Annotated in this window: 17 protein-coding genes and 1 tRNA gene; 8 read left to right on the forward strand and 10 right to left on the reverse strand. The window is 60.7% G+C overall.

Annotation, left to right across the window (positions count from 1 at the left end; all coding sequences use genetic code 11):
• Positions 1-450 precede the first annotated feature (450 nt).
• The 3 genes from ACM561_RS03445 to metB all read left to right on the forward strand — a co-directional run bounded on the left by ACM561_RS03445 (position 451) and on the right by metB (position 5,426).
• The gene (locus ACM561_RS03445) at positions 451-2,283 is read left to right on the forward strand and encodes an assimilatory sulfite reductase (NADPH) flavoprotein subunit (RefSeq protein ID WP_425908052.1); all 1,833 of its coding nucleotides are present in this window, start codon (positions 451-453) and stop codon (positions 2,281-2,283) included.
• A gap of 10 nt (positions 2,284-2,293) precedes the next feature.
• On the forward strand, positions 2,294-4,024 hold the full coding sequence (locus ACM561_RS03450; RefSeq protein WP_425908054.1) for an NADPH-dependent assimilatory sulfite reductase hemoprotein subunit: 1,731 nt from the start codon (positions 2,294-2,296) through the stop codon (positions 4,022-4,024).
• Between the two features lie 217 nt (positions 4,025-4,241).
• The gene (metB, locus tag ACM561_RS03455; RefSeq protein ID WP_425908056.1) at positions 4,242-5,426 is read left to right on the forward strand and encodes a cystathionine gamma-synthase; all 1,185 of its coding nucleotides are present in this window, start codon (positions 4,242-4,244) and stop codon (positions 5,424-5,426) included.
• Between the two features lie 327 nt (positions 5,427-5,753).
• Here the strand turns inward: metB and ACM561_RS03460 are convergent, their stop codons facing one another.
• The 10 genes from ACM561_RS03460 to ACM561_RS03505 form a co-directional block, all read right to left on the reverse strand.
• The gene (locus tag ACM561_RS03460) at positions 5,754-6,134 is read right to left on the reverse strand and encodes a BA14K family protein (RefSeq protein WP_425908058.1); all 381 of its coding nucleotides are present in this window, start codon (positions 6,132-6,134) and stop codon (positions 5,754-5,756) included.
• Between the two features lie 297 nt (positions 6,135-6,431).
• Positions 6,432-7,541 carry an ATP-dependent DNA helicase gene (locus ACM561_RS03465; RefSeq protein WP_425908059.1) on the reverse strand — a complete coding sequence of 370 codons (1,110 nt, stop codon included), beginning with the start codon at positions 7,539-7,541 and terminating at the stop codon, positions 6,432-6,434.
• Positions 7,542-7,650: 109 nt separating this feature from the next.
• Entirely contained in the window at positions 7,651-9,030 is a 1,380-nt protein-coding gene (locus ACM561_RS03470; RefSeq protein WP_425908061.1) for a sigma-54 interaction domain-containing protein, read from the reverse strand.
• A gap of 43 nt (positions 9,031-9,073) precedes the next feature.
• The gene (gene fliN / locus ACM561_RS03475; protein ID WP_425908063.1) at positions 9,074-9,424 is read right to left on the reverse strand and encodes a flagellar motor switch protein FliN; all 351 of its coding nucleotides are present in this window, start codon (positions 9,422-9,424) and stop codon (positions 9,074-9,076) included.
• A gap of 14 nt (positions 9,425-9,438) precedes the next feature.
• Complete coding sequence (locus tag ACM561_RS03480) at positions 9,439-10,068, reverse strand: FliH/SctL family protein (RefSeq protein ID WP_425908065.1); 630 nt, start codon at positions 10,066-10,068, stop codon at positions 9,439-9,441.
• Entirely contained in the window at positions 10,068-11,159 is a 1,092-nt protein-coding gene (gene fliG / locus ACM561_RS03485) for a flagellar motor switch protein FliG (protein WP_425908067.1), read from the reverse strand. The genes ACM561_RS03480 and fliG overlap by 1 nt, the downstream gene beginning before the upstream one ends.
• Before the next feature lie 6 nt (positions 11,160-11,165).
• A complete protein-coding gene (fliF, locus tag ACM561_RS03490) occupies positions 11,166-12,788 on the reverse strand; it encodes a flagellar basal-body MS-ring/collar protein FliF (RefSeq protein WP_425908068.1) in 1,623 nt (540 codons plus the stop codon).
• 172 nt (positions 12,789-12,960) lie between these two features.
• Positions 12,961-13,236 (reverse strand): DUF1153 domain-containing protein, encoded by a 276-nt coding sequence (locus tag ACM561_RS03495; RefSeq protein WP_002714638.1) that lies wholly within the window; start codon positions 13,234-13,236, stop codon positions 12,961-12,963.
• A 181-nt stretch (positions 13,237-13,417) separates the two neighbouring features.
• A complete protein-coding gene (locus ACM561_RS03500; protein WP_425908072.1) occupies positions 13,418-14,110 on the reverse strand; it encodes a flagellar hook assembly protein FlgD in 693 nt (230 codons plus the stop codon).
• An 11-nt stretch (positions 14,111-14,121) separates the two neighbouring features.
• Positions 14,122-15,699 (reverse strand): flagellar hook-length control protein FliK, encoded by a 1,578-nt coding sequence (locus ACM561_RS03505; protein ID WP_425908074.1) that lies wholly within the window; start codon positions 15,697-15,699, stop codon positions 14,122-14,124.
• A gap of 327 nt (positions 15,700-16,026) precedes the next feature.
• Here ACM561_RS03505 and mnmA point away from each other — a divergent pair, with 327 nt between their 5' ends.
• The 5 genes from mnmA to ACM561_RS03530 all read left to right on the forward strand — a co-directional run bounded on the left by mnmA (position 16,027) and on the right by ACM561_RS03530 (position 20,401).
• Positions 16,027-17,229 carry a tRNA 2-thiouridine(34) synthase MnmA gene (gene mnmA / locus ACM561_RS03510; RefSeq protein ID WP_425908076.1) on the forward strand — a complete coding sequence of 401 codons (1,203 nt, stop codon included), beginning with the start codon at positions 16,027-16,029 and terminating at the stop codon, positions 17,227-17,229.
• 21 nt (positions 17,230-17,250) lie between these two features.
• On the forward strand, positions 17,251-17,889 hold the full coding sequence (locus tag ACM561_RS03515; protein WP_425908077.1) for a class I SAM-dependent methyltransferase: 639 nt from the start codon (positions 17,251-17,253) through the stop codon (positions 17,887-17,889).
• Between the two features lie 48 nt (positions 17,890-17,937).
• The gene (locus ACM561_RS03520) at positions 17,938-18,279 is read left to right on the forward strand and encodes a hypothetical protein (RefSeq protein ID WP_425908079.1); all 342 of its coding nucleotides are present in this window, start codon (positions 17,938-17,940) and stop codon (positions 18,277-18,279) included.
• A 105-nt stretch (positions 18,280-18,384) separates the two neighbouring features.
• Positions 18,385-18,461 (forward strand) — tRNA-Met (locus tag ACM561_RS03525).
• Positions 18,462-18,673: 212 nt separating this feature from the next.
• Entirely contained in the window at positions 18,674-20,401 is a 1,728-nt protein-coding gene (locus tag ACM561_RS03530; protein WP_425908081.1) for a cation:proton antiporter, read from the forward strand.
• The last annotated feature ends 82 nt before the right edge of the window (positions 20,402-20,483 follow it).

Here is a 20,483-nt window from a genome sequence, read left to right on the forward strand (position 1 = left end):
CCCGTATGTTTGTTGGTCGATGATGCTAACGCGAGCGGGATCGACCCGGTCCTGCATCGGTTTTCATTCCGGCGAAGATCGCTCACGCTGACGCTAGTAGCGCACGCTTCCGGAGTACTCGCCCGAGTTATCGCCCGAAACGCCTTGCATGTGTAGGACCGGCTAGGACCGGTGTGATCCATATGATGTCGGTGCGAATCCCATAAATGCTCCCCATGCAATGCTAAAAAAGGCGGAGGGGATGAAATAATCGTTTCGCTGCTGCCGCTCACAGAAGGGTATTATTCTTTTTTTCAATAACGCATTGTTTTCTCTGTCAAACTAACCCTATTCAAGGGTCCGAATTGTCGAAACTGACGCGAAAATGTATCCGTTTCGCGCAGCGTCTCGATCCGACCTGTGAAGCCTCAATTGTGGCGGCCGGCAGTTCGCTCCCGAGGTTTGCTTGCGATGACAAAATTGGAATTTCCAGGTTCAGCACTCACGACGGATCAGTGGATGCAGGTCAGCCAGCTCGCGACGTCTCTCAGTCATGAGCAGGCGATCTGGATCAGCGGCTATTTTGCAGGCCTCAGCCATCGGGCGCGAACTGGCGATGCGGCAGCGGAAGTCGCGGAGCTTGCACCTCCTTCGCAGAGCGGCCCCACCGCCACCTTCGCGACGCGGCTCCTGACGGTCCTGTTCGCAAGCGAGACTGGAAACTGCAAGGCGCTCGCCAAAGCGCTCGTCGACAAGGCCACGGCCAAAGGAATCCAGGCGCGTCTCGCCGATATGGCGGATTACAAGACGCGCGGTCTCAAGGACGAACAGGATCTGCTCGTCATCACCAGTACTCACGGCGAGGGCGATGCGCCGCAGACCGCCGTCGGTTTCTTCGAATTTCTGGAAAGCCGCAAGGCGCCGAAGTTGCCGCAGCTGCGCTATGCGGTGCTGGCGCTGGGCGATTCGACCTACGAAAAATACTGCGAGGCAGGCAAACGGGTCGACCGGCGGCTCGAGGAGCTGGGTGCGCAGCGCCTGGCCGATCGCGTCGACTGCGATGTCGATTACGAGGACGCTGCAGACGCCTGGATTGCATCGGCCGTCGCCAATCTCGCACCGGCAGCGCAAGCGCCTGTCTCTGCGTCGGCGGCTACGACGTGGAGCGATGCGCCGTCGTCCGCGGCATTCGACAAGAAGCATCCGTTTCAGGCCGCCGTTATCGACAACATCGTGCTGACCGGGCGCGGATCGTCCAAGGAGACCCGCCATATCGAATTGTCGCTTGCGGACTCCGGTTTGACCTATCAGCCGGGCGATGCGCTGGGTGTCGTGCCGCGTAACGATCCGGCGCTCGTAGAGGCCACACTTGAGAAATTATCGCTGTCTGCCGATGCCCCTGTCACGGTGAAGCAAGAAACGATAAGCCTCGGCGAGGCGCTGAGCGGAACGTTCGAGATCACGGCGCTCACGCCGCGCTTTCTCGATCATTGGGCCGACATCACGGGCTCCGATGAACTGCAGGCATTGCGCGCGCCCGATCAAAAGGAGGCGCGCGCCGCCTTCCAGCACAACCATCACATTTTCGATGTCGTTAACCGGTTTCCGGCGCCTGGCATCGATGCCGCACAATTTATCGCAGGCCTTCGGCCGTTGCAGCCGCGCCTCTACTCGATCGCCTCGAGCCTTGCCGCCGCCCCGGACGAGGCGCATCTTACCGTCAGCGCGGTGCGATACATGCTGCACGACGTTCCGCGCACTGGCGTTGCATCCGGCTATCTCGCCGCGCGCACCGAGGCGGATGCCACGGTGCCAGTCTATATTCAGTCCAACGATCACTTCCATCTGCCGGACGACGATGTGCCGATCCTGATGATCGGTGCCGGCACCGGCGTCGCGCCGTACCGAGCCTTCATGCAGGAGCGTGAAGCCCGCGGCGCGTCCGGACGCTCTTGGCTGTTTTTTGGCGAGCGCAATTTCCGCAGCGACTTCCTCTATCAGGTCGAGTGGCAGGACTTAATCAAGAATGGCGTGCTAAGTCGTCTCGATCTGGCGTTCTCGCGGGACGCCGCGCCAAAAACCTATGTGCAGGATCGTCTGCGCCGCCAGGGCCGTGATGTTTACGCGTGGCTCGAGGAAGGCGCATACCTCTACGTCTGCGGCGATAGCGCCCACATGGCGCCTGATGTCCACGCGGCGTTGACCGATATCGTTGCCGAACATGGCGGCCTCGATCGCGACGAGGCGGGCGCTTATCTCTCGGCACTGCAACGTGATCGCCGTTATCGGCTCGACGTTTATTGAGGCCAGTTTGGTGGACGCAAAGACACAACCCGATCGCAGCCGCGATGTCTCGCAGCCGCTTGATAAGCTTGGGCCTGACGAGACGCTGAAAGCCAACAGCGACTATCTGCGGGGCACGATCAAGCAGAGTCTCGCCGATGAGATCACCTCGGCGGTGACTGCGAACGATGCCAAGCTGATGAAGTTCTTCGGCATCTATCAGCAGGATGACCGCGACATTCGTGACGAGCGCCGGCGTCAGAAATTGGAGGCGGCGTTCTCGTTCATGGCGCGCGTACGCCTGCCGGGCGGGGTCTGCACGCCCGGCCAATGGCTGAAGCTCGACGATCTTGCGCGCAACTACGCCGGCAACACGCTACGGCTGACCACGCGCCAGACGTTCCAGTTTCATCGCGTGATGAAACACGATCTGCGCACCCTTATGCAGGGACTACGCGACGTCCTTCTCGACACCAAGGCGGCCTGCGGAGACGATACCCGCGGCGTCATGAGCACGGTCAATCCTGATCTGTCGAAACTGCACGCCGAGGTTTATGCGCTGGCCAAGCAGGCCAGCGACCATGCGGTTCACAGGACGGGCGCCTACAAGGAAATCTGGTACGGTGCCGAGCGCGAGGAAACGGACGCTCCCGAGGAACCGTTCTACGGGCGCACCTACATGCCCCGGAAGTTCAAGATCGGATTTGCGATCCCGCCCAGCAACGATATCGACGTCTACGGCCAGGACCTCGGCTTCATCGCCATCGCGCACCGCGGCAAGCTGAAGGGCTTCAACGTCGCCATCGGAGGTGGCCTTGGTCGGACCGATCAATCGCCAAAGACCTATCCGCGCCTTGCCAGCGTGATCGGCTATATCGACGCGGACAAGCTGTTTCCCACGATCGATGCGGTGATGTCGGTCCAGCGCGATTACGGCGACCGTCTCGACCGCTTGCATGCTCGTTTCAAATACACCATCGACGAAAAGGGCCTCGACTGGATCAAGGCGGAAGCCGAGCGTCGTCTCGGCTTCGCCTTCAAGCCTGAGCAGCCCTACACCTTCACCTCGAACGGTGATCCGCTCGGTTGGGTCAAAGGCGAGGACGGTCGCGAGCATTGCGTCCTCTACATCCAGAACGGCCGCGTCATCAACACACCGAGCTATCCGATGATGGATGGCTTGCGCGCTATTGCGCAGGTCCACAAGGGTATGTTCCGCGTCACGCCGAACCAGAATCTCATCATTGCCGATATCGCTCCTGAGGATCGGCCCGAGATCGAAGCGCTGATGAAGGAATATGGTCTCGATCAGTTCGAGACCCGTAGCGGCTTGCGCCTCAACTCGATGGCCTGCGTTGCGCTGCCGACATGCGGTCTGGCGATGGCCGAAAGCGAGCGTTACCTGCCGGATCTCGTGACCAAGATCGAGGCTATCCTTGGCACTTATGGGCTCAAGGACGATCCGATCACCATCCGGATGACCGGGTGCCCGAATGGCTGCGCACGCCCCTATATCGCCGAGATCGGCCTCACCGGACGCGCGCCAGGCAAGTACAATCTCTATCTCGGCGGCGGCTTCCATGGCGAGCGGCTCAACAAGATGTATCTGGAGAATGTCGGCGAGCCCGCGATCCTCGAAGCGCTCGACAAGACGCTCGGTCACTATTCCCGCGACCGCAAACCCGGCGAACACTTCGGCGACTTCGTCATTCGCGCCGGCTATGTCGTAGAGGTGAAGGAAGGGCGTTTTTTCAACGATTAGGCCGATTGCGCCTGAGTTTTTGTTCAAAGCGAGAACAGAACGCGTCGCGTTCCATGCGGCGCAAGCTCCTTGTGACCGCGCAACGCGAATTGGGTTGGCTTCCCAGGATCGTTGTGTTTCGGACGAAGTCCCTTAAATTTGCAAACGGCTGACCGGCGCGATATCCCGGACGGGATCGTGCCGGCCCTCGAATTTTTATTGAAAGTTCACGAACGTCATGTCCGAATCTATGAATCCGAGAACGGTCGCGGCTGCAAACGGCATCGCGGCGGAAGATACTTTCGGAGCGGTGACGCCGCCGATCTGTCTGTCGAGCACTTTCACTTGGCCCGGATTTGGGCGCAAAGGTACGCACGATTACACCCGTACCAGTAACCCCACCCGGACGCTGCTGGCCGACACTCTTGCCAAACTCGAGGGCGGCGCGGGAGCGGTGGTGGTGTCGTCGGGCATGGCCGCGATCGATCTGGTGCTGTCGCAACTCTCACGCGACGACATTGTGGTTGTGCCGCATGATTGTTACGGCGGCACTCATCGCCTGCTTCTGAACCGCCGCGACCGTGGTCACTTCAAGGTGGTCTTTGTTGATCAGAACGACCAGGTGGCGCTGACGTCTGCTTTGAAGGACAAACCCAAGCTCATCTTGATCGAGACCCCGAGCAACCCCTTGATGCGCATCGTCGACATCCGGGCGATCGTCGCGCAGGCAAGGACGGTCGGTGCCAAGGTGGCTGTTGACAATACCTTCCTGTCGCCGGCGCTGCAGCGACCGATCGCGCTGGGCGCCGATTTCGCCGTTCACTCGACGACGAAATATCTCAATGGCCACTCGGACATGGTCGGTGGCGCAGTGATCGCAGCCGATCCCGGCGATGCCGAAGCCTTGACGACCTGGGCCAATATCGTTGGCACGACGGGGGCGCCGTTTGATTCTTATCTGGCGCTTCGCGGGGTCCGTACGCTGTTTCCGCGCGTGGAGTGTCAGCAACGTAACGCGCAAGCGGTTGCTGAGTTTCTTGTCTCACACCCCCTTGTCGCGGCATGCCACTATCCGGGATTACCCTCGCATCCGGGTCATGCTGTTGCTAAAGCGCAGCAATCCGGCTTTGGCGCGATGCTTAGCTTCGAGTTGAAAGGAGGCGAGGTGGAGGTTGGCCGCTTCGTCGAGGCCGTACGGCTCTTCAGCTTCGCGGAGTCGCTCGGTGGCACCGAGAGCCTGGTGGCTCATCCCGCCACGATGACCCATGCCGGAATGTCGGAGGAAGCGCGCGAGGCTGCCGGCATTACCAGCGGTCTCATACGGCTTTCGATCGGCCTGGAGGATGCCGCCGACTTGATCGCCGATCTGGACCGGGCTCTTGCTGCGACCGATCGACCGGCTCGATCGAGTGCGAACGTCTGAACCACGACGTCAGAGTTATCCGCACGGCAAAACGCGGAGCCAACTGGCTCCGCGGCAAATGGTCCGATGTAGGCGGTGATATAGTGTTCTTGAGCGAAGCACGTCCTCGGGTTTGACCCGAGGATGGAATACCGGGCGCGTGAAGAAAACGCGTCAGATCAAAACTATGAAGCCCCGCTTCTGATTTCGTCAGAAGCGGAAAGGCTCGAGAGCCTGATTCAACGGCGTTGAATCAGACTCTGCTTTTTTTCGACTGAGCATGATCTTGTCCGAAAGCCGGTTCCCACTTTTCGGGATCATGCTCTCACCGCGCCGATCGAATTCCGGTTACGGACAGGGATGACGGTATCCATCGGTGCCAAGATAGGTTCCGGATGCCGGATCGTAGGAACGGAAGCGCTGCGCGCAATAAGCCACGTTCTGTTGCGCAGCCGCGGCCGCATTGGCCTGACCGGCAGCAATCGCGCCGCCGACAATGGCGCCAGCCGCCAGGCCGCCGATCAACGCTGCTCCATTGCCGTAGCCGTAGCCGTAGCCAGGGCCATAATATCCGCGACGATAATAATACTGAACGGTCTCGATTGAGGACGGGGCAACCTTGCTCATGTTGGACTGAGCCATGAGCGGTGCTGAGGTCGCCGGAACGGAAAATGTGAGTGCAACGGAACCAGCAAACAGCGCCGTCAACAGGATTTTCGATCGCATCATTTAAGCTCCTCAACGGGTGGGAATATTGGCCAAAGACATTTGTTCTATTTATTTCAAAGTGTCAGATATTTAAGGCGTCACAAAATCAGCGCGGCGTCAGATTGCCGCGAGCGGCCGTAATTCATGTGACGATCATCGTACGGTTAGTGCTCGATGGCCGCTTCATGGTTCATTTTTTTAGTTCGATGCGATATAATCGCAAGCTGGCCTGTTTGAGTGGATTTGCTCATATCAAGGTAAATGTCATTGGTGATGCTTCGCGGTGAAGCTGTCCTGCTTCGTGTCCCGGATTAATCATTACACCACGACGCTCAGTCGCTTTGCAGCGCGGGTGATGCCCGTGTAGAGCCATCGTGCGCGGCTGTCCTGAAATGCGAAGCTTTCGTCAAACAGGACCACGTCGTCCCACTGCGACCCCTGCGACTTATGCACCGTCAGGACATAGCCATAGTCGAACTCGTCGTAAGGTTTACGCTGTTCCCACGGAATATCCTCGACGCCTCCGGCGAAACAGTCCTGTCGCACGGAGACTTTTGTCACCTTGTGTGCAAATTCCTCGTCGGGCGACAGACGCATCGTGATGATCTTTGACTTTGAGGTGGCGCGCGATTTCACACGCCACAGTCCTCCGTTAAAGAGCGCCTTCTTGCGGTTGTTGCGCAGGCAGACCAGCTTGTCGCCCGCCACCGGCAGCGGATCCTCGATGTTCTGCCGTTGCCGAAATCGCATGTTGTAGGAACGGCGGGTGTTGTTGCGCCCGACCAGCACCTGGCCGGCATCCATCACGCGTGCCGGATCGAGATCGCCGCGCGACACCACCTCGCTTTCGCCGTAGCGGCCGATGTCGAGTTCGCGACCCTCGCGCACGTCCATCGACATCCGCACGATCGGGTCGTCCTGCGCCTGACGATGAACCTCGGTCAGCATCGCATCCGGCTTGGCATTGGTGAAGAAGCCGGCGCCTTGAATCGGCGGCAGTTGTGCGGGATCGCCCAGCACCAGCAGCGGGCAGTCGAACGACATCAGATCGCGGCCGAGTTCCGCGTCGACCATGGAGCATTCATCGATCACGATGAGCTTGGCCTTGGAGGCGGGCGCATCGTCCCATAGCTCGAAGCTCGGCTGCTCCTCGCCGGATTCGCGGGCGCGGTAGATCAGCGAATGAATCGTCGATGCGCCGTCGCAGCCCTTGTTGCGCATCACCAGCGCAGCCTTGCCGGTGAAGGCCGCGAACTTGACCTCTCCATCGACGCTGTCAGCGATGTGACGCGCCAGCGTGGTCTTGCCGGTTCCAGCAAAGCCGAACAGGCGAAATACCGGAGGCGTTCCGTTCTTGCCGGGTTTGGCTTTGAGCCAATCGGCGACGGCTTTCAGCGCTGTATCCTGATGCGGTGTGAAGGAGGCCATGATTTCGAAGACTAAGGAAGCCGGCGAACGACGCCGCGATTTGATCTTCGAAAGCTAACCATTCGCGGAGCGAGCGCAAGACGCATTGCCCTCGCGGTGGATCGGGTTGTCAGGCCGTTGCGACGAATGCGCGATGATCGCCGTTTCCGGGGGGCGTGATTGCGACGCCATCGTCGGCGTATTCATTCAGCTTGTTGCGCAGGGTGCGGATTGAGATGCCAAGGATGTTGGAGGCATGGGTCCGGTTGCCGAGGCAGTGCTTCAGCGTTTCAAGGATCAGGTCGCGCTCGACGTTGGCGACGGTACGACCGACCAGCGCGCGTGTCACCTGCTCGGCGGCGAGCGTGGCATGGGCCACGGCCGGCGCCGTCTTGGCGAGATCAAGACGGTCGCCTTCCGGCGTCAGGATCGCGTCGGCGCCGATTTCGTCGCCACTGGCCATCAGCACCGCGCGGTGGATGGTGTTTTCCAGCTCGCGGACATTACCCTGCCAACGGTTGGCGGTCAGCACGCGCTGCGCGTCCGCCGAAATCGGACGTACCGGCACGCCGTTGGCAGCAGCATATTTTTTGGCGAAATGCTGCGCCAGTTCGAGAATGTCCGCGGGGCGCTCGCGCAGGGACGGAATCTTCAAATTTACGACATTGAGGCGGAACAGCAGATCCTCGCGGAAGGTGCCTTGCCGCACCGAGTCCGCAAGGTTGCGGTTGGAGGTGGCGATGATGCGGATATCCACCGGCAAGGGCCGAGTGCCGCCGACCCGGTCAATCACGCGTTCCTGGATGGCGCGCAGCAGCTTGGACTGCAGCCGAACGTCCATTTCGGATATTTCGTCGAGCAACAGCGTGCCGCCGCTGGCCTCCTCAAATTTGCCGATCCGGCGCGCGATAGCCCCGGTGAACGCGCCTTTCTCATGGCCGAACAGTTCGGATTCCAGAAGATGCTCCGGAATCGCTGCGCAGTTGATCGAGATGAATGGCCGTTTGGCTCGGTTCGAGCGCGCGTGCACATAACGCGCCAATACCTCTTTGCCGGTCCCGGACTCGCCGGTGATCATGACCGAGGCGTCGGAGCCTGCGATCTGCTGCGCCAGCTTGATGATCCTGGCCATCGCCTCGTCGCGGTAGACGAGATCGCGGGAATCGTTTGCCACCGCGGCGATTACCGCCGCGATTAGTTCCGGGTCCGGCGGCAGCGGGATGTATTCCTTGGCCCCGGCGTGGATCGCCGCGACCGCCGCGCGAGCATCGCTGATGATGCCGCAGGCCACGATCGGGACGTGAATGTGTTCCGCCTCGAGTCGAATCACGAGGTCGCGGATATCGAGACCGACATCCATCAGCAGGAGATCGGCGCCCTTGCCGCCGCGAAGCACGGCCATTGCCTGTTCGTTGCCGGCCGCGTGGGTGACGGAGGCGCCATTATCCATGGCGATCTTGGTGGCGGTTGTGAGCTGGCCCTTCAATGTGCCAACAATGAGAAGCCGCATGGATCTGCTCCTGTTATGTCTCCAACGCTCGCAGCGCTGGCGGTCAGGTTTTCTCGGCCTTGATGATTTCGGTCATGGTCACGCCGAGCTTGTCCTCCACGAGAACCACCTCGCCCCGCGCCACGAGCCGGTTATTGACGTAGATATCGATGGCCTCACCGACACGACGATCAAGTTCCAGAACGCTGCCAGGCCCGAGCTTGAGCAGCGCACCGACGTCCATCTTGGAGCGGCCAAGCACGGCGGACACCTGCACCGGAACGTCGAACACGGCCTCGAGGTCGGAGGCGACCCGCGAGACCTGCTCGTCCTCGCTGTATCCCACGTCGTCGATTGTCGGCGCATCGGCGGCGTTGAGGTCGGGAAGCGGAACCTGGGTGTCGTTATCGCTCATTGTTCGCTACCATCTCAGGGAGTGCCGTTCGATTTGCGTGTCGTCATGTAGCCGCGCACCAGTTCGTCGATCTTGGCGTCGATGGCCGCTCGTTCCAGCACGATCCCTCCGTCGGCCCATTCGATCTTGCAGTCGCCGGTCGCGACATCGGGCTCGGCGAGAATGACGAGCTGTCCGGCGAACCCGCTCTGTTTTGCCATACACTCGATCTGACTGCGCACTGCGTCGTAGAGCTGATCGTTGATCCGGACCACGAGATGCGGCGTGGCCACCAGATGCCGGAAACAGTCACGGACTAGCGCGATGATTTCCGCCGATCGCTCGGCCGCGATCAATTCGCTGCACAGTTTACGCGCGACCGCGATGGCGACTTCGACCGCCTCGGTCTCCATTCGCATTTCGACGCCCGCGAAACGTTGGGCGATTTCCTTGATACCCGCGGCGCTGCCCTCGATCGCCAGCGCCACGCGGTGATCGCACTGCACCTTGGCTTCACGCTGCGCGGCCTCGAAGCCCTTTTTATAGGCCGTGGCTTCCGCGGTCGCGATCTGCTGCGCGATTTCCAAAGCCGTAGGCGCTCGCTCCCTGGATTTATGCGGAGCCGAGAAGTCCGTATCGAACAGGAATTTTGCCGGACCGTTCATCAGTACACCAGCTCGTCGTCGGCGCGGTTTTTCGACAGCATGATTTCGCCCTTGGCTGCGAGGTCCTTGGCGAGATTGACCAGCAGCGCCTGCGCTTCGTCGACGTCGCGCAGCCGGACCGGCCCAAGCGCCGCCATGTCGTCCATCAGCATCTTCGCGGCACGGGATGACATGTTGCCCATGAAGAAGGCGCGAACCTCTTCGTTGGCGCTCTTCAGCGCAATACCGAGCTTGTCCTTGTCGACGTGGCGCATCAGGGTCTGTGCCGAACCCGCATCGAGCTTCACGAGATCGTCGAACGTGAACATCAGCGCCTTGATGCGTTCGGCGGACTCGCGGTTCTCCTCTTCCAGCGAGGTGATAAAGCGGGTCTCTGTCTGACGGTCGAAATTGTTGAAGATTTCCGCCATCACCTCGTGGGCGTCGCGGCGGTGGGTCTGCGACAGGTTGGACATGAATTCGCTGCGGAGCGTTTGCTCGACGCGCTCGATCACTTCCTTCTGCACCGCTTCCATCTTGAGCATGCGGCCGACCACATCGAACGCCATGTCCTCGGGGAGGATGGCCAGCACCCGCGCGGCATGTTCGGGCTTCAGCTTCGACAGCACCACTGCGATGGTTTGCGGATATTCGTTCTTGAGATAGTTCGCGAGAACTTCCTCCTGAACGTTTGACAGTTTTTCCCACATGTTGCGACCGGCAGGGCCCCGGATTTCATCCATGATTCCGGTCACTCGTTCGGCGGGGAGATATTGAGTCAGAAGCCGCTCGGTTGCATCGAAATTGCCCATCAGCGCGCCGGACGCCGACATCCGCGAGACGAATTCGAGTAGCAGATCTTCAACCACATCGGCCTCGACCGTGCCAAGGGTCGACATTGCCAGCGACAGATCACGCACCTCGTCATCGTCCAGCATGGCCCAGACCTTGCCGCCGTACTGTTCGCCCAGCGCCAACATCATCACCGCCGCCCGTTTTGGCCCACTCATCGGCTTGGACTTGGGACGGGCGCTTTGCCGGCTCGCAAGCGTGGCGACGACGCTGTTGATGTCGTTGGCGTTTGGGTTGGTGGTGGTTTGCGGTACGGACATGTCAGATTATGCTGGTTCGGTAAGCCATTGACGGATGATGGATGCAGTCTCGGCCGGGTTGCGCTCGGCCAGTTCGCCGACCCGGTGCACCGACTGGGCGTGGACTTGTCCCTGCACCTGGGCCACGTCGATCAATTGCGCGGTGGCGTTGCTGCCGGGAATGAGATTCTGTCCTGGTTCTGCTGGGTGAGCGCTGGCGTCGGCCGGGACCGGGAGCGCGGCCGGTTGCGCGCTGGCCGGGGCCGGCTCCGAGGCCAGGATTCGCTTGACCAGCGGGCGGATCACCATGAACACCACCACGAGGCCAAGCAGCGCCATGACGGCAAGTTCGACGACGTACATCACGTCGTCCTTCGTCAATGCGATCATTCCCAGCAATCCTGCCGGCTCACTGAGCGGCACGACAGCGGGCGGCTCGGCGAATTTGAGGTTGACGACCTCGACCTGATCGCCGCGCTTCTGGTCGAAACCGATAGCCGAGCGCACCAACGTGGCGATGCGGTCGAGCTGCTCCTTGCTGCGCTCCGCGTAGACCGTCTGACCCTGCTCATTCTTGGCATAGGTGCCGTCGACGAGAACGGCGACCGAAATGCGGTTAACGCGGCCCACCTCGGTCACCTCGGTCTTGGTGGTGCGGGAAATCTCGTAATTGTTGGTTTCTTCGCTCTTCTTGCTCTGGTCGCGCGCCGGGTTCGGATTGTCCGACGGCTGATTGCCGGGCAGTTCGTTGTTGACCGTGACCTGGCCGTTGTTTTCCGCGGTGGTGGAGGACTCCTCGCGGGTCTGGCTGGATCGCAGCACCCGGCCTTCCGGGTCGAACTTGTCCGAGGTCTGGGTGATCTTGTTGAAATCGAAGTCGGCGGAGAGCTCGACGCGGGCACGGCCACTTCCAACCACTGACGATACGATTGCCTCGACCTGATGACGCATCCGGTTTTCGAACGTGTTGCGTCGCTCGTCTCCGGTCACGCCGTCGGCATCGGTCGCCGACCCGTCGGCAAGTAACTGGCCGGATTCGTCCACGATGGAGACCCGCTGCGGCTTCAGTCCGTTGACGGCCGAAGCGACAAGATGACGGATAGCGCGTATCTGTTGCGGTTCGAGGCCGCCGCGGACACGCACCACGATCGAAGCCGAGGGCTGAGGCGCCTCGCGCGTAAAGAGCGGCCGCTCGGGCAGCACCAGATGGACGCGGGCGTCCTGAATGCGGTCGATGGCGCGGATGGTGCGTGCGAGTTCGCCTTCCAGCGCGCGCAGACGATTGATGTTCTGGACAAAGCTGGTCGTCCCGAGCGCATCCGATTTGTCGAAAATCTCATAGCCGACGCCGCCACCCTTGGGCAGCCCCGCCTCGGCGAGCTTCATCCGCAGCCGCGTGACCTTGTCCTTCGGCACCATGATCACGGCGCCGTCGTTACGAAGCTCGTAGGGAATTGCCTGACGCTCGAGATCCTTGATGATGCCGGAGGAGTCCTCAACGCTGAGATCGGTGAAGAGGGTCGTCATCTGCGGCGTCGTGACGCGTACGATGACGAACCCGAAGAAACCGATCAGCACGGCGGTGACCGCGACCATCGCCATCAGCCGGGATGCGCCCAGGCCTTTCAGAAATGCCAGCAGACCTTGCAACGAACCAGCCCCTCAGACTCGGCCTGGAAGGCCGACTCGGCAAATATTGCCTATGGTATGGTTTCGATATGGTTAATGGTGGTTAAGACCCGTGACGAAATTGCAAACAGCAAAAAAACCGGCATCCGCATGAATGCCGGTTTGGGTTCGAACTATCCTGAAAGAAGCTCTTTTATTGGCGATATTGTTGAATACGAGTGGTGCGCAACCCGGCCAAGCCGTGCTGGTCGATCGAAAACTGCCACGACAGGAATTCATCGACAGTCAGCGTGTAGCGGCTGCAAGCTTCCTCAAGCGAGAGAAGTCCGCCACGTACCGCGGCGACGACTTCGGCCTTTCGGCGAATGACCCAGCGCTTGGTTCCTGGTGCCGGCAAATCCGCAATCGTTAGTGGACTGCCGTCGGGCCCTATGACGTATTTCACCCTCGGGCGGTGCGGTTCTGTCATGGCGTACTCACAAACTCTGAACCATTGAACTCACCGACAAACCTACGCCCTGCGGCTTAAAATTTGCCTAAGCTCTAGGCTTCAATATGATTCTCCTTTGAAATGGCGTTCCGGATAGGGCTTGGCCGAGCGTTGGGTCGCCTGGTGTGGCGGAAGAATTCCTGCTACCGGCCAACCGCCGTCAGTTCAGGATGCGCTTGATCTGGCTGATGGTGTAGGTCTGGCCGCCGATCGATAGCAAAGGGGGTGACTGGGTCAGATCGACAGAATTGACCTGCCCCTGAATCTGCGTCGAGACTGCGACCGGATTCCCGGATGCATCGGCAGCCGTCGCGGTCAGCGTATATTTGCCGTCTGGCCATTGAGTGCCGTCATTACCGAGGCCGTTCCAGGAGAAGACCTGATTGTCGCCGCCATTGACGCCGTAAGAGCCGGAGAAGACATTCTGGCCAGTGCTGTTTGCGATGTTGACGGTGAGGGTGGAGGCCGTCGGAATACCGAGCTGCCACGTCGCCGCATTGTTGGTCATGGTGGCGGTGCTGCCGTCAACCACGGCGTTCTTGCCGACGAAGTCCAGAGCCTGCGTTGCCTGCGTGGTCTGCTGCATGGAGACGAGGTTCGAAAGCTGGTCGTTGGTTCTCAATTGCTGCTCGACGCCCGCGAACTGGACGAGCTGTTGGGTGAACTGGTTGGTATCCAGCGGATCGAGCGGATTCTGGTTCTGCAATTGCGTCGTCAGCAGCGTGAGAAAGGTCTGGAAGTTGCCGGCCAGCGTAGCGTTGTTGGATGTTGCTTGCGAACCCGGAGAGGAGGCAGGCAGCGCCGTCGTGCCCGATACCACCTGCTGAACCGCAGAACCCACTGACGTCGTCATTTTCGTCTCCTTCAAACCCTGATGTCGAGACCGCGATTCGATTCGAAAACCCGGCTATAATTTCGTCCGGCCGCTGCCACCGGAAGATCCTCCTCCGTCACGATCAGACGCTGGTTGTGACGGCCGCCGGTGCCATCGCGCGCGTTCTGTTCCTGGGAGGATTGATCCCGCAGGCTGAATTGGAGACCGCCATCGCCGGTCTTCAGGCCGGCATCTTGTAGCGCGCGCTGGAGCTGCGGCGCATCTTGCCGCAGCATTGCAAGCGTTTCCGGCTTCTCGACCGTCAGATGCGACGTAACCCGGCCTTGGTGATCGACGTCGAGGCGGACATCAATGCGGCCAAGATCGGCGGGGTCGAGCCGGATTTCGAAGCGACTCTTGCCGCTAAGCGCTGTGACTGCGATCTGGACCGCAAGCCCGTTCAGTGGCACGGCCGCGCCGGTAACCACCGCGACATTGTACTGTGGCGTCGCCGGGGTTGCAGTGTTGGATTGGATTTGCGGCTGCGCAATAGCGTTATTGATGCTCTGACCTTCGATTTGGCCGGCTTGCGGCTGCGGAGCGACGGCGGCGTCGGCCGTTTGGGCAGGATGCTGCGGCATTGCCGCTCCCGGTTGCGTTTCGGGCGTTCCGGTATCGGATGCGGCGGTCTTCGCACCGGCGGTGGCAGCGGCATCATGCCCGTGATCGGGGAGCTTGGCCTCGGGCGACGAGGGATTGCCGCTTGCTGCCGACGGCGTTGTTAAGTCCGACGCTTCCGGTTCTGGCTGGATCCCTGTGGGGGCCGATGCTGCTGTTCTGCCCGACGGCGCATTGTCGAGGGTCTTTACGGTCGCCTTCGTGGCGTCAGGTGTTGTTTTGGCCACTGCCGCCGCTAAGGCACCGCCGGTCTGCATCGCGGCTGCCTGCGCGGCCAGATCAGTGTTCGGTGTCTCTTGAAGGATTGGCTCTCGAAGGATGGGAGCTGCGACCGCCGCTGTATCGGTTGCGAGGGCCGGATTGAAACCTGCGTTCGCAGGCGATGTCGTCATCGCGCCGGTTTGCTGCGCCGGCGGTGGTTCCGGGGTGTTGCGAACCGGATGGGTTGTTAATTCAGCGGGGGCTCCCGCGAGAGGCACCGTAACCGGGATGGCTGCGGCAGGCGGCGTTGCGACCGGATCCGGTGAGGCACCGGGGACTGTCGTGTCCGAAAATGCCTGCATGTTGTCAGAAGCGTTTTCCGTCGACGCGACTTCGGAATCATCGTGTTGGGTCTCGTGGCGGTGCGCGACGCTCGATCCCTTTGCGCCAGGGACGGATTGCCACATATTCCTATCGGCCTCCCCCGAATCGGCCTGCGGTCGCCGGACGGACGTTGCCCGAGAGTCGCCCGATTCCGGCTTAACACGGTCCGGATGAGGAATATTGGGACGTATTTTGGCCGGATCGCGCGAATTCGACGACTGCGCGACCGCGGCATGCGCGCCTTGCGCGCTGGCATCGACCAGAGTTCCGAAAGCATCTTCGGACGACCGGTCGGCGCGCTGAGAACTCGGCTGCGCGCTTTGGAAAGACACATTGGCGGCGGCTTCCGTCGTTACGCTAAGCACAGGCAACCTCTTGCGGATAGAGACGTTGAGGCAAGCAGCAAAGACCGGGCCATCGTCCGGGTGAGAAAATGATGATGATAGCCAATGAGTTATAGAACGGGTTGGCGGCTGAACCCGCCGATTCGGGTCGCTCTTTTCTGCCCGGCGGCAAGATTTGCCGTCTGCTGTCGTCGTCCGGCCGTGATTGCCTCGCAGGAATACGGACTATATTAAAGGCTGGTCTTTTGGTTTGCTTCAACGGGCGGAATTCCGCCCGTGAACACCGAGAAAGTTTCCGATTCGCAAGGCGGATGTGATCTTGAACGGTCTCATGAATTGACGGGATCAATGCTCAACAGTCTGGATTTGGAAGGTCGTCCTCAGGACACCCGGGTCGTGGTCGCCATGTCGGGTGGCGTCGACTCGTCGGTGACGGCCGCGCTGTTGAAGTCCGAGGGATACGATGTCGTCGGAATAACCCTGCAGCTTTACGATCATGGCGCTGCGACCCATCGCAAGGGTGCCTGCTGCGCCGGTCAGGACATTCATGACGCGCGAAACGTTGCGGAGCGGCTCGGCGTTCCGCATTACGTGCTGGACTATGAGAGCCGCTTCCGCGAAACCGTGATCGAGAATTTTGCTGACAGCTATGCGTCGGGCGAGACGCCGGTGCCTTGCATCGAGTGCAACCGCTTAGTCAAATTCCGTGATCTGTTGGCGACTGCGCGCGAGCTTGGCGCTGCGGCGCTGGCGACAGGCCATTACGTCGCCTCGCGCCGTTTGCCCGGTGGATCGCGCGCGCTGCTCTGCGCGGCGGACGCGGACCGCGACCAAAGCTATTTCCTGTTCGCCACCACGAGGGAGCAGCTCGATTTTCTACGTTTTCCGCTGGGTGATATGACAAAGTCGCAGACCCGCGAATTGGCGCGGCGTTTTGGTCTATCGGTTGCCGACAAGCATGACAGCCAGGATATCTGTTTCGTGCCGACCGGTCGCTACACCGATATCATCAGTCGGTTGAAACCGAACGCGATGGAGCCCGGCGATATCGTCGATCTCGGCGGGCACGTCATCGGTCACCATGAGGGTATCGTGCATTTCACGGTGGGACAGCGCCGCGGTCTTGGCATCGCCTCCGGCGCGCCGCTTTACGTTCTGAGTCTTGATGCAGCGAACCGGCGCGTGGTGGTGGGACCGCGCGAAGCGCTGAAAATGCATCGCATCGTGCTGCGCGATGTCAACTGGATCGGCGATGGCGCGCTCGACCGCGCCATCGGTGGTGGACTTGAACTCTTCGTGCGGGTGCGCTCGACTCGTAAACCTCAGCCGGCGTGGCTGCGCGTTGTCGACGGCTGCTATGAGGTCGAACTCGTGGCCGGCGAGGAGGGCGTGTCGCCTGGTCAGGCCTGTGTGTTCTACGACGGGCCGGAAGGGCAGGCGCGTGTGCTCGGCGGGGGATTCATCGCACGGGCCATGGCGCAGCGTGCAAACGAAGCCGCCGCGCAGAACAGTGCGCCAGCACAACCCTTTGCCGCCGAATTGCGCGGGTAGAGTCCGGGACGCGCGGGAAGCATGGGCAACGACATCGACCGCGCGGGCGTTGCCAGGGCCTATGGTCTCTGGGCACCGGTTTATGATCTGGTGTTCGGCAAGGTGTTCGATCCCGGCCGTCAATCCACGATCGAAATTGCCAACGCAATCGGTGGACGTATTCTTGATGTCGGCGTCGGCACCGGACTGTCGCTGTCGGATTATGCATCCACGACGAAACTGTATGGCGTGGACCTTTCTGAACCGATGCTGCGCAAGGCGCAGCAGCGGGTGCGGTCTCTTAACCTCACCAATGTCGAAACGCTGGCGGTGATGGACGCTAAGAACCTCGCTTTTTCCGATTCGTTTTTTGACGCGGTGGTGGCGCAGTTTGTCATCACGGCGGTGCCGGACCCCGAAGCGACGCTCGATGATTTTGTCCGGGTCCTGAAGCCAGGCGGCGAACTGATTCTGGTCAACCATATTGGCGCGGAGAGCGGGCCGCGCCGCTTGTTCGAACTGGGCTTTTCGCCCTTGGCCCGGCGGCTCGGCTGGCGCCCCGAGTTCCCGTGGGCGCGCCTCGTTAACTGGGCCGCCAAGCATGGCGGCGTGACGCTTTTCGAGCGTCGCCCGATGCGGCCGATGGGACATTTTTCGCTGATCCGCTATCGAAAATCCTGATCGTGCCGCGGAACATCCGCTGCGGCCATTCGTTGCCGTTTCATGCGAATGAAGATCGCCTCCCTGTTGATTGCCCTGTTTGCGTTCGCCGATATTGCCGTTGCGCAGGCGCCACCGACGGCATCCTCCCCGCCTGCTCCGACGGCAACGCCGCCCTCGTCTCCCAATTCCCCCACTTGCTCCCCTCACGATATATCCGCGCAGAACGGAACGGCGGCGGGCGAGCAAAAGCAGCCACTGGGCGAGAAGCTTGCGAAATCCGATGGCGTGCTATGTCCGCCTGCGGGAGTCGATCCGGAAATCCGTGCGCCGACCCCGGAAGGCGGCAATACGCCGGTGATTCCCCCGCCCGGCAGCCCTGGCGGCGATCCGACCTTGCGGCCCAAATAAGCACCATTCATCGATAAGTCGGGGCGCTTGTTGCGGCTTTGCTTGACAGGCCCTCGAGCGGCTTTTTATATGCCGCGCGTTCACGGTATCGTTGATGGACACTGCGGCGAGGTAGCTCAGCTGGTTAGAGCACGGGAATCATAATCCTGGGGTCGGGGGTTCGAGTCCCTCCCTCGCTACCACTCTCTTTCACATACATCCCGGATCAAGCGATCAAGCGTTCCCCGTTGTAAAACGAAAAGCTGATCTGATGCCGAGTTGCGAGCGGGCAAGCGGATGTCGGCAAAGTCTCCCCCGGATTGCGCGAGGGGCGAGCGCGCCTTGGGCATCGACGAAGTCGGCGGCAACTGCGCACCTTGCTTGAGCGTTTGAAATACATGACCGGCTGAGGGGAATGCACGAACTTATTGGCGACATCACGCTTTGCATCCTGTTTGCCTGGGGTCTTGGGTTGGCCGCTCATTTTTCCCGGCAACCGTTGATTCTGGCTTATCTGCTGGCCGGATTCTTCATTGGTCCATTCGGGATGGAATGGGTCAAATCGCAGGAGTCGATCCGGACCATTTCCGAACTTGGCCTGATCTTCATGCTTTTCATGATCGGCCTGGAAATCGATCTGAAGAAGATCATGCGCGCCGGGCCGGTGATCCTGATCGCCGGCGGCGGACAGCTCCTTGGCGGCTGTATTCTGGGCGTATTGTTTTACATGGCAATCGGTCTGCCCATCAATGTCGGTGGGTTCGATGCGCTTTATCTCTGTGTCGCATGCGCGCTCTCGAGTACAGTCATCATCGTCAAAGTGCTCTATGAAAAACACGAGCTCGACACACTGCCGGGCCGTATCACGCTTGGTGTGCTGGTGCTTCAGGACGTCTTCGCGATCCTGTTCCTGGCGGTCCAGCCTAGTCTCGACGATCTTCACATTACCATCGTGCTGCTGTCGATCGCGCGGGCCGGCACGTTGGTCGCGACTGCGCTGATCCTCAGCCGCTACGTACTGCCTTACCTGTTTCATCAGATCGCGCGCCGCCCCGAGCTGGTGCTGCTCGGCGCGCTCGCGTGGTGCTTTCTGATCGGCGAAATCGCTGAACAATTGCATCTGTCGCGCGAGATGGGCTCGCTGGTGGCCGGAGTCTCGCTCTCAACTTTTCCCTACGCGCTCGACGTCACCGCAAAGGTGACGACGTTGCGCGATTTCTTCATCACGCTGTTTTTCGTCGCGCTGGGCATGACTATTCCGATTCCGAACGGATCCGTGATTGGGCTCGCGCTGGTGATCGCGGCCTTCACCGTCGTAAGCCGTCTCAGCACGACTTTCGTGCCGCTATATCTGATGAAGCAGGGATTGCGAGCCAGCCTTCTGCCGGCCATCAATCTGGCGCAGATCAGCGAGTTCTCGCTCGTTGTAATTCAAACCGGGCTGATTGCGGGACATATCCAAAGTGAGACCGCGAGCGCCGCGTCGTTCGCGTTCGTGGTGCTGGCGGTGCTGAGTACGTTCGCTATCGGTCGAAGCGACCAGCTCTCTCGGCACGGCATCATGTTCCTGAAACGGATCGGCCTTCGCGATCTCGACCGCCTCCAGGCGGGGGAGGGTGGGCATGGCGCAGGACACGGTGAGCCGCGACGCATTGTCATTCTCGGATTCTTCCGTGCCGCCAGCGCGCTGCTGAGCGAGATCGAATGCCGGGACGAGTCGATGCTGGACCAGATCGGAGTGGTCGACTTTAATCCGGTGGTGTTCAGTACCCTCTCGGCTCGCGGCCTGCATGTCACTTATGGTGACATCAGCAACTTGGATACGCTCGTCCATGCCGGGGTCGGTAGTGCCGAGATCATCATTCTGAGCGTACCGGATTCGCTGCTCAAGGGTGCCAATAATGAAAAGCTTGTCCGCCACGTTCGTTCGCTGAACCCGACCGCAAAGATCATCTCGACGGCGGACCGGCTGTCGGACGTCGAGGATCAATATGCCGCCGGCGCGGATTACGTGACGGTGACTCGTCTGACCGACGCGCAAGAGTTGTTTGCGGCGATTGAAGCTGCCGAAAACGGGTTGCTGGCCGACAAGCGCGCCGAGACCGACGCGATTCTGGAAGGGCGCCGGGAGGTGCTGCCGTAGTTGATCCGGTACTGAACTCACCATGCCGGATCATATATGATGGCATGATCGTGTGATCGCTTTTCCGGACGCCGTCGGTTGC

The organism is Nitrobacter sp. TKz-YC02, from assembly GCF_049852135.1.
GTDB lineage: Bacteria > Pseudomonadota > Alphaproteobacteria > Rhizobiales > Xanthobacteraceae > Nitrobacter > Nitrobacter vulgaris.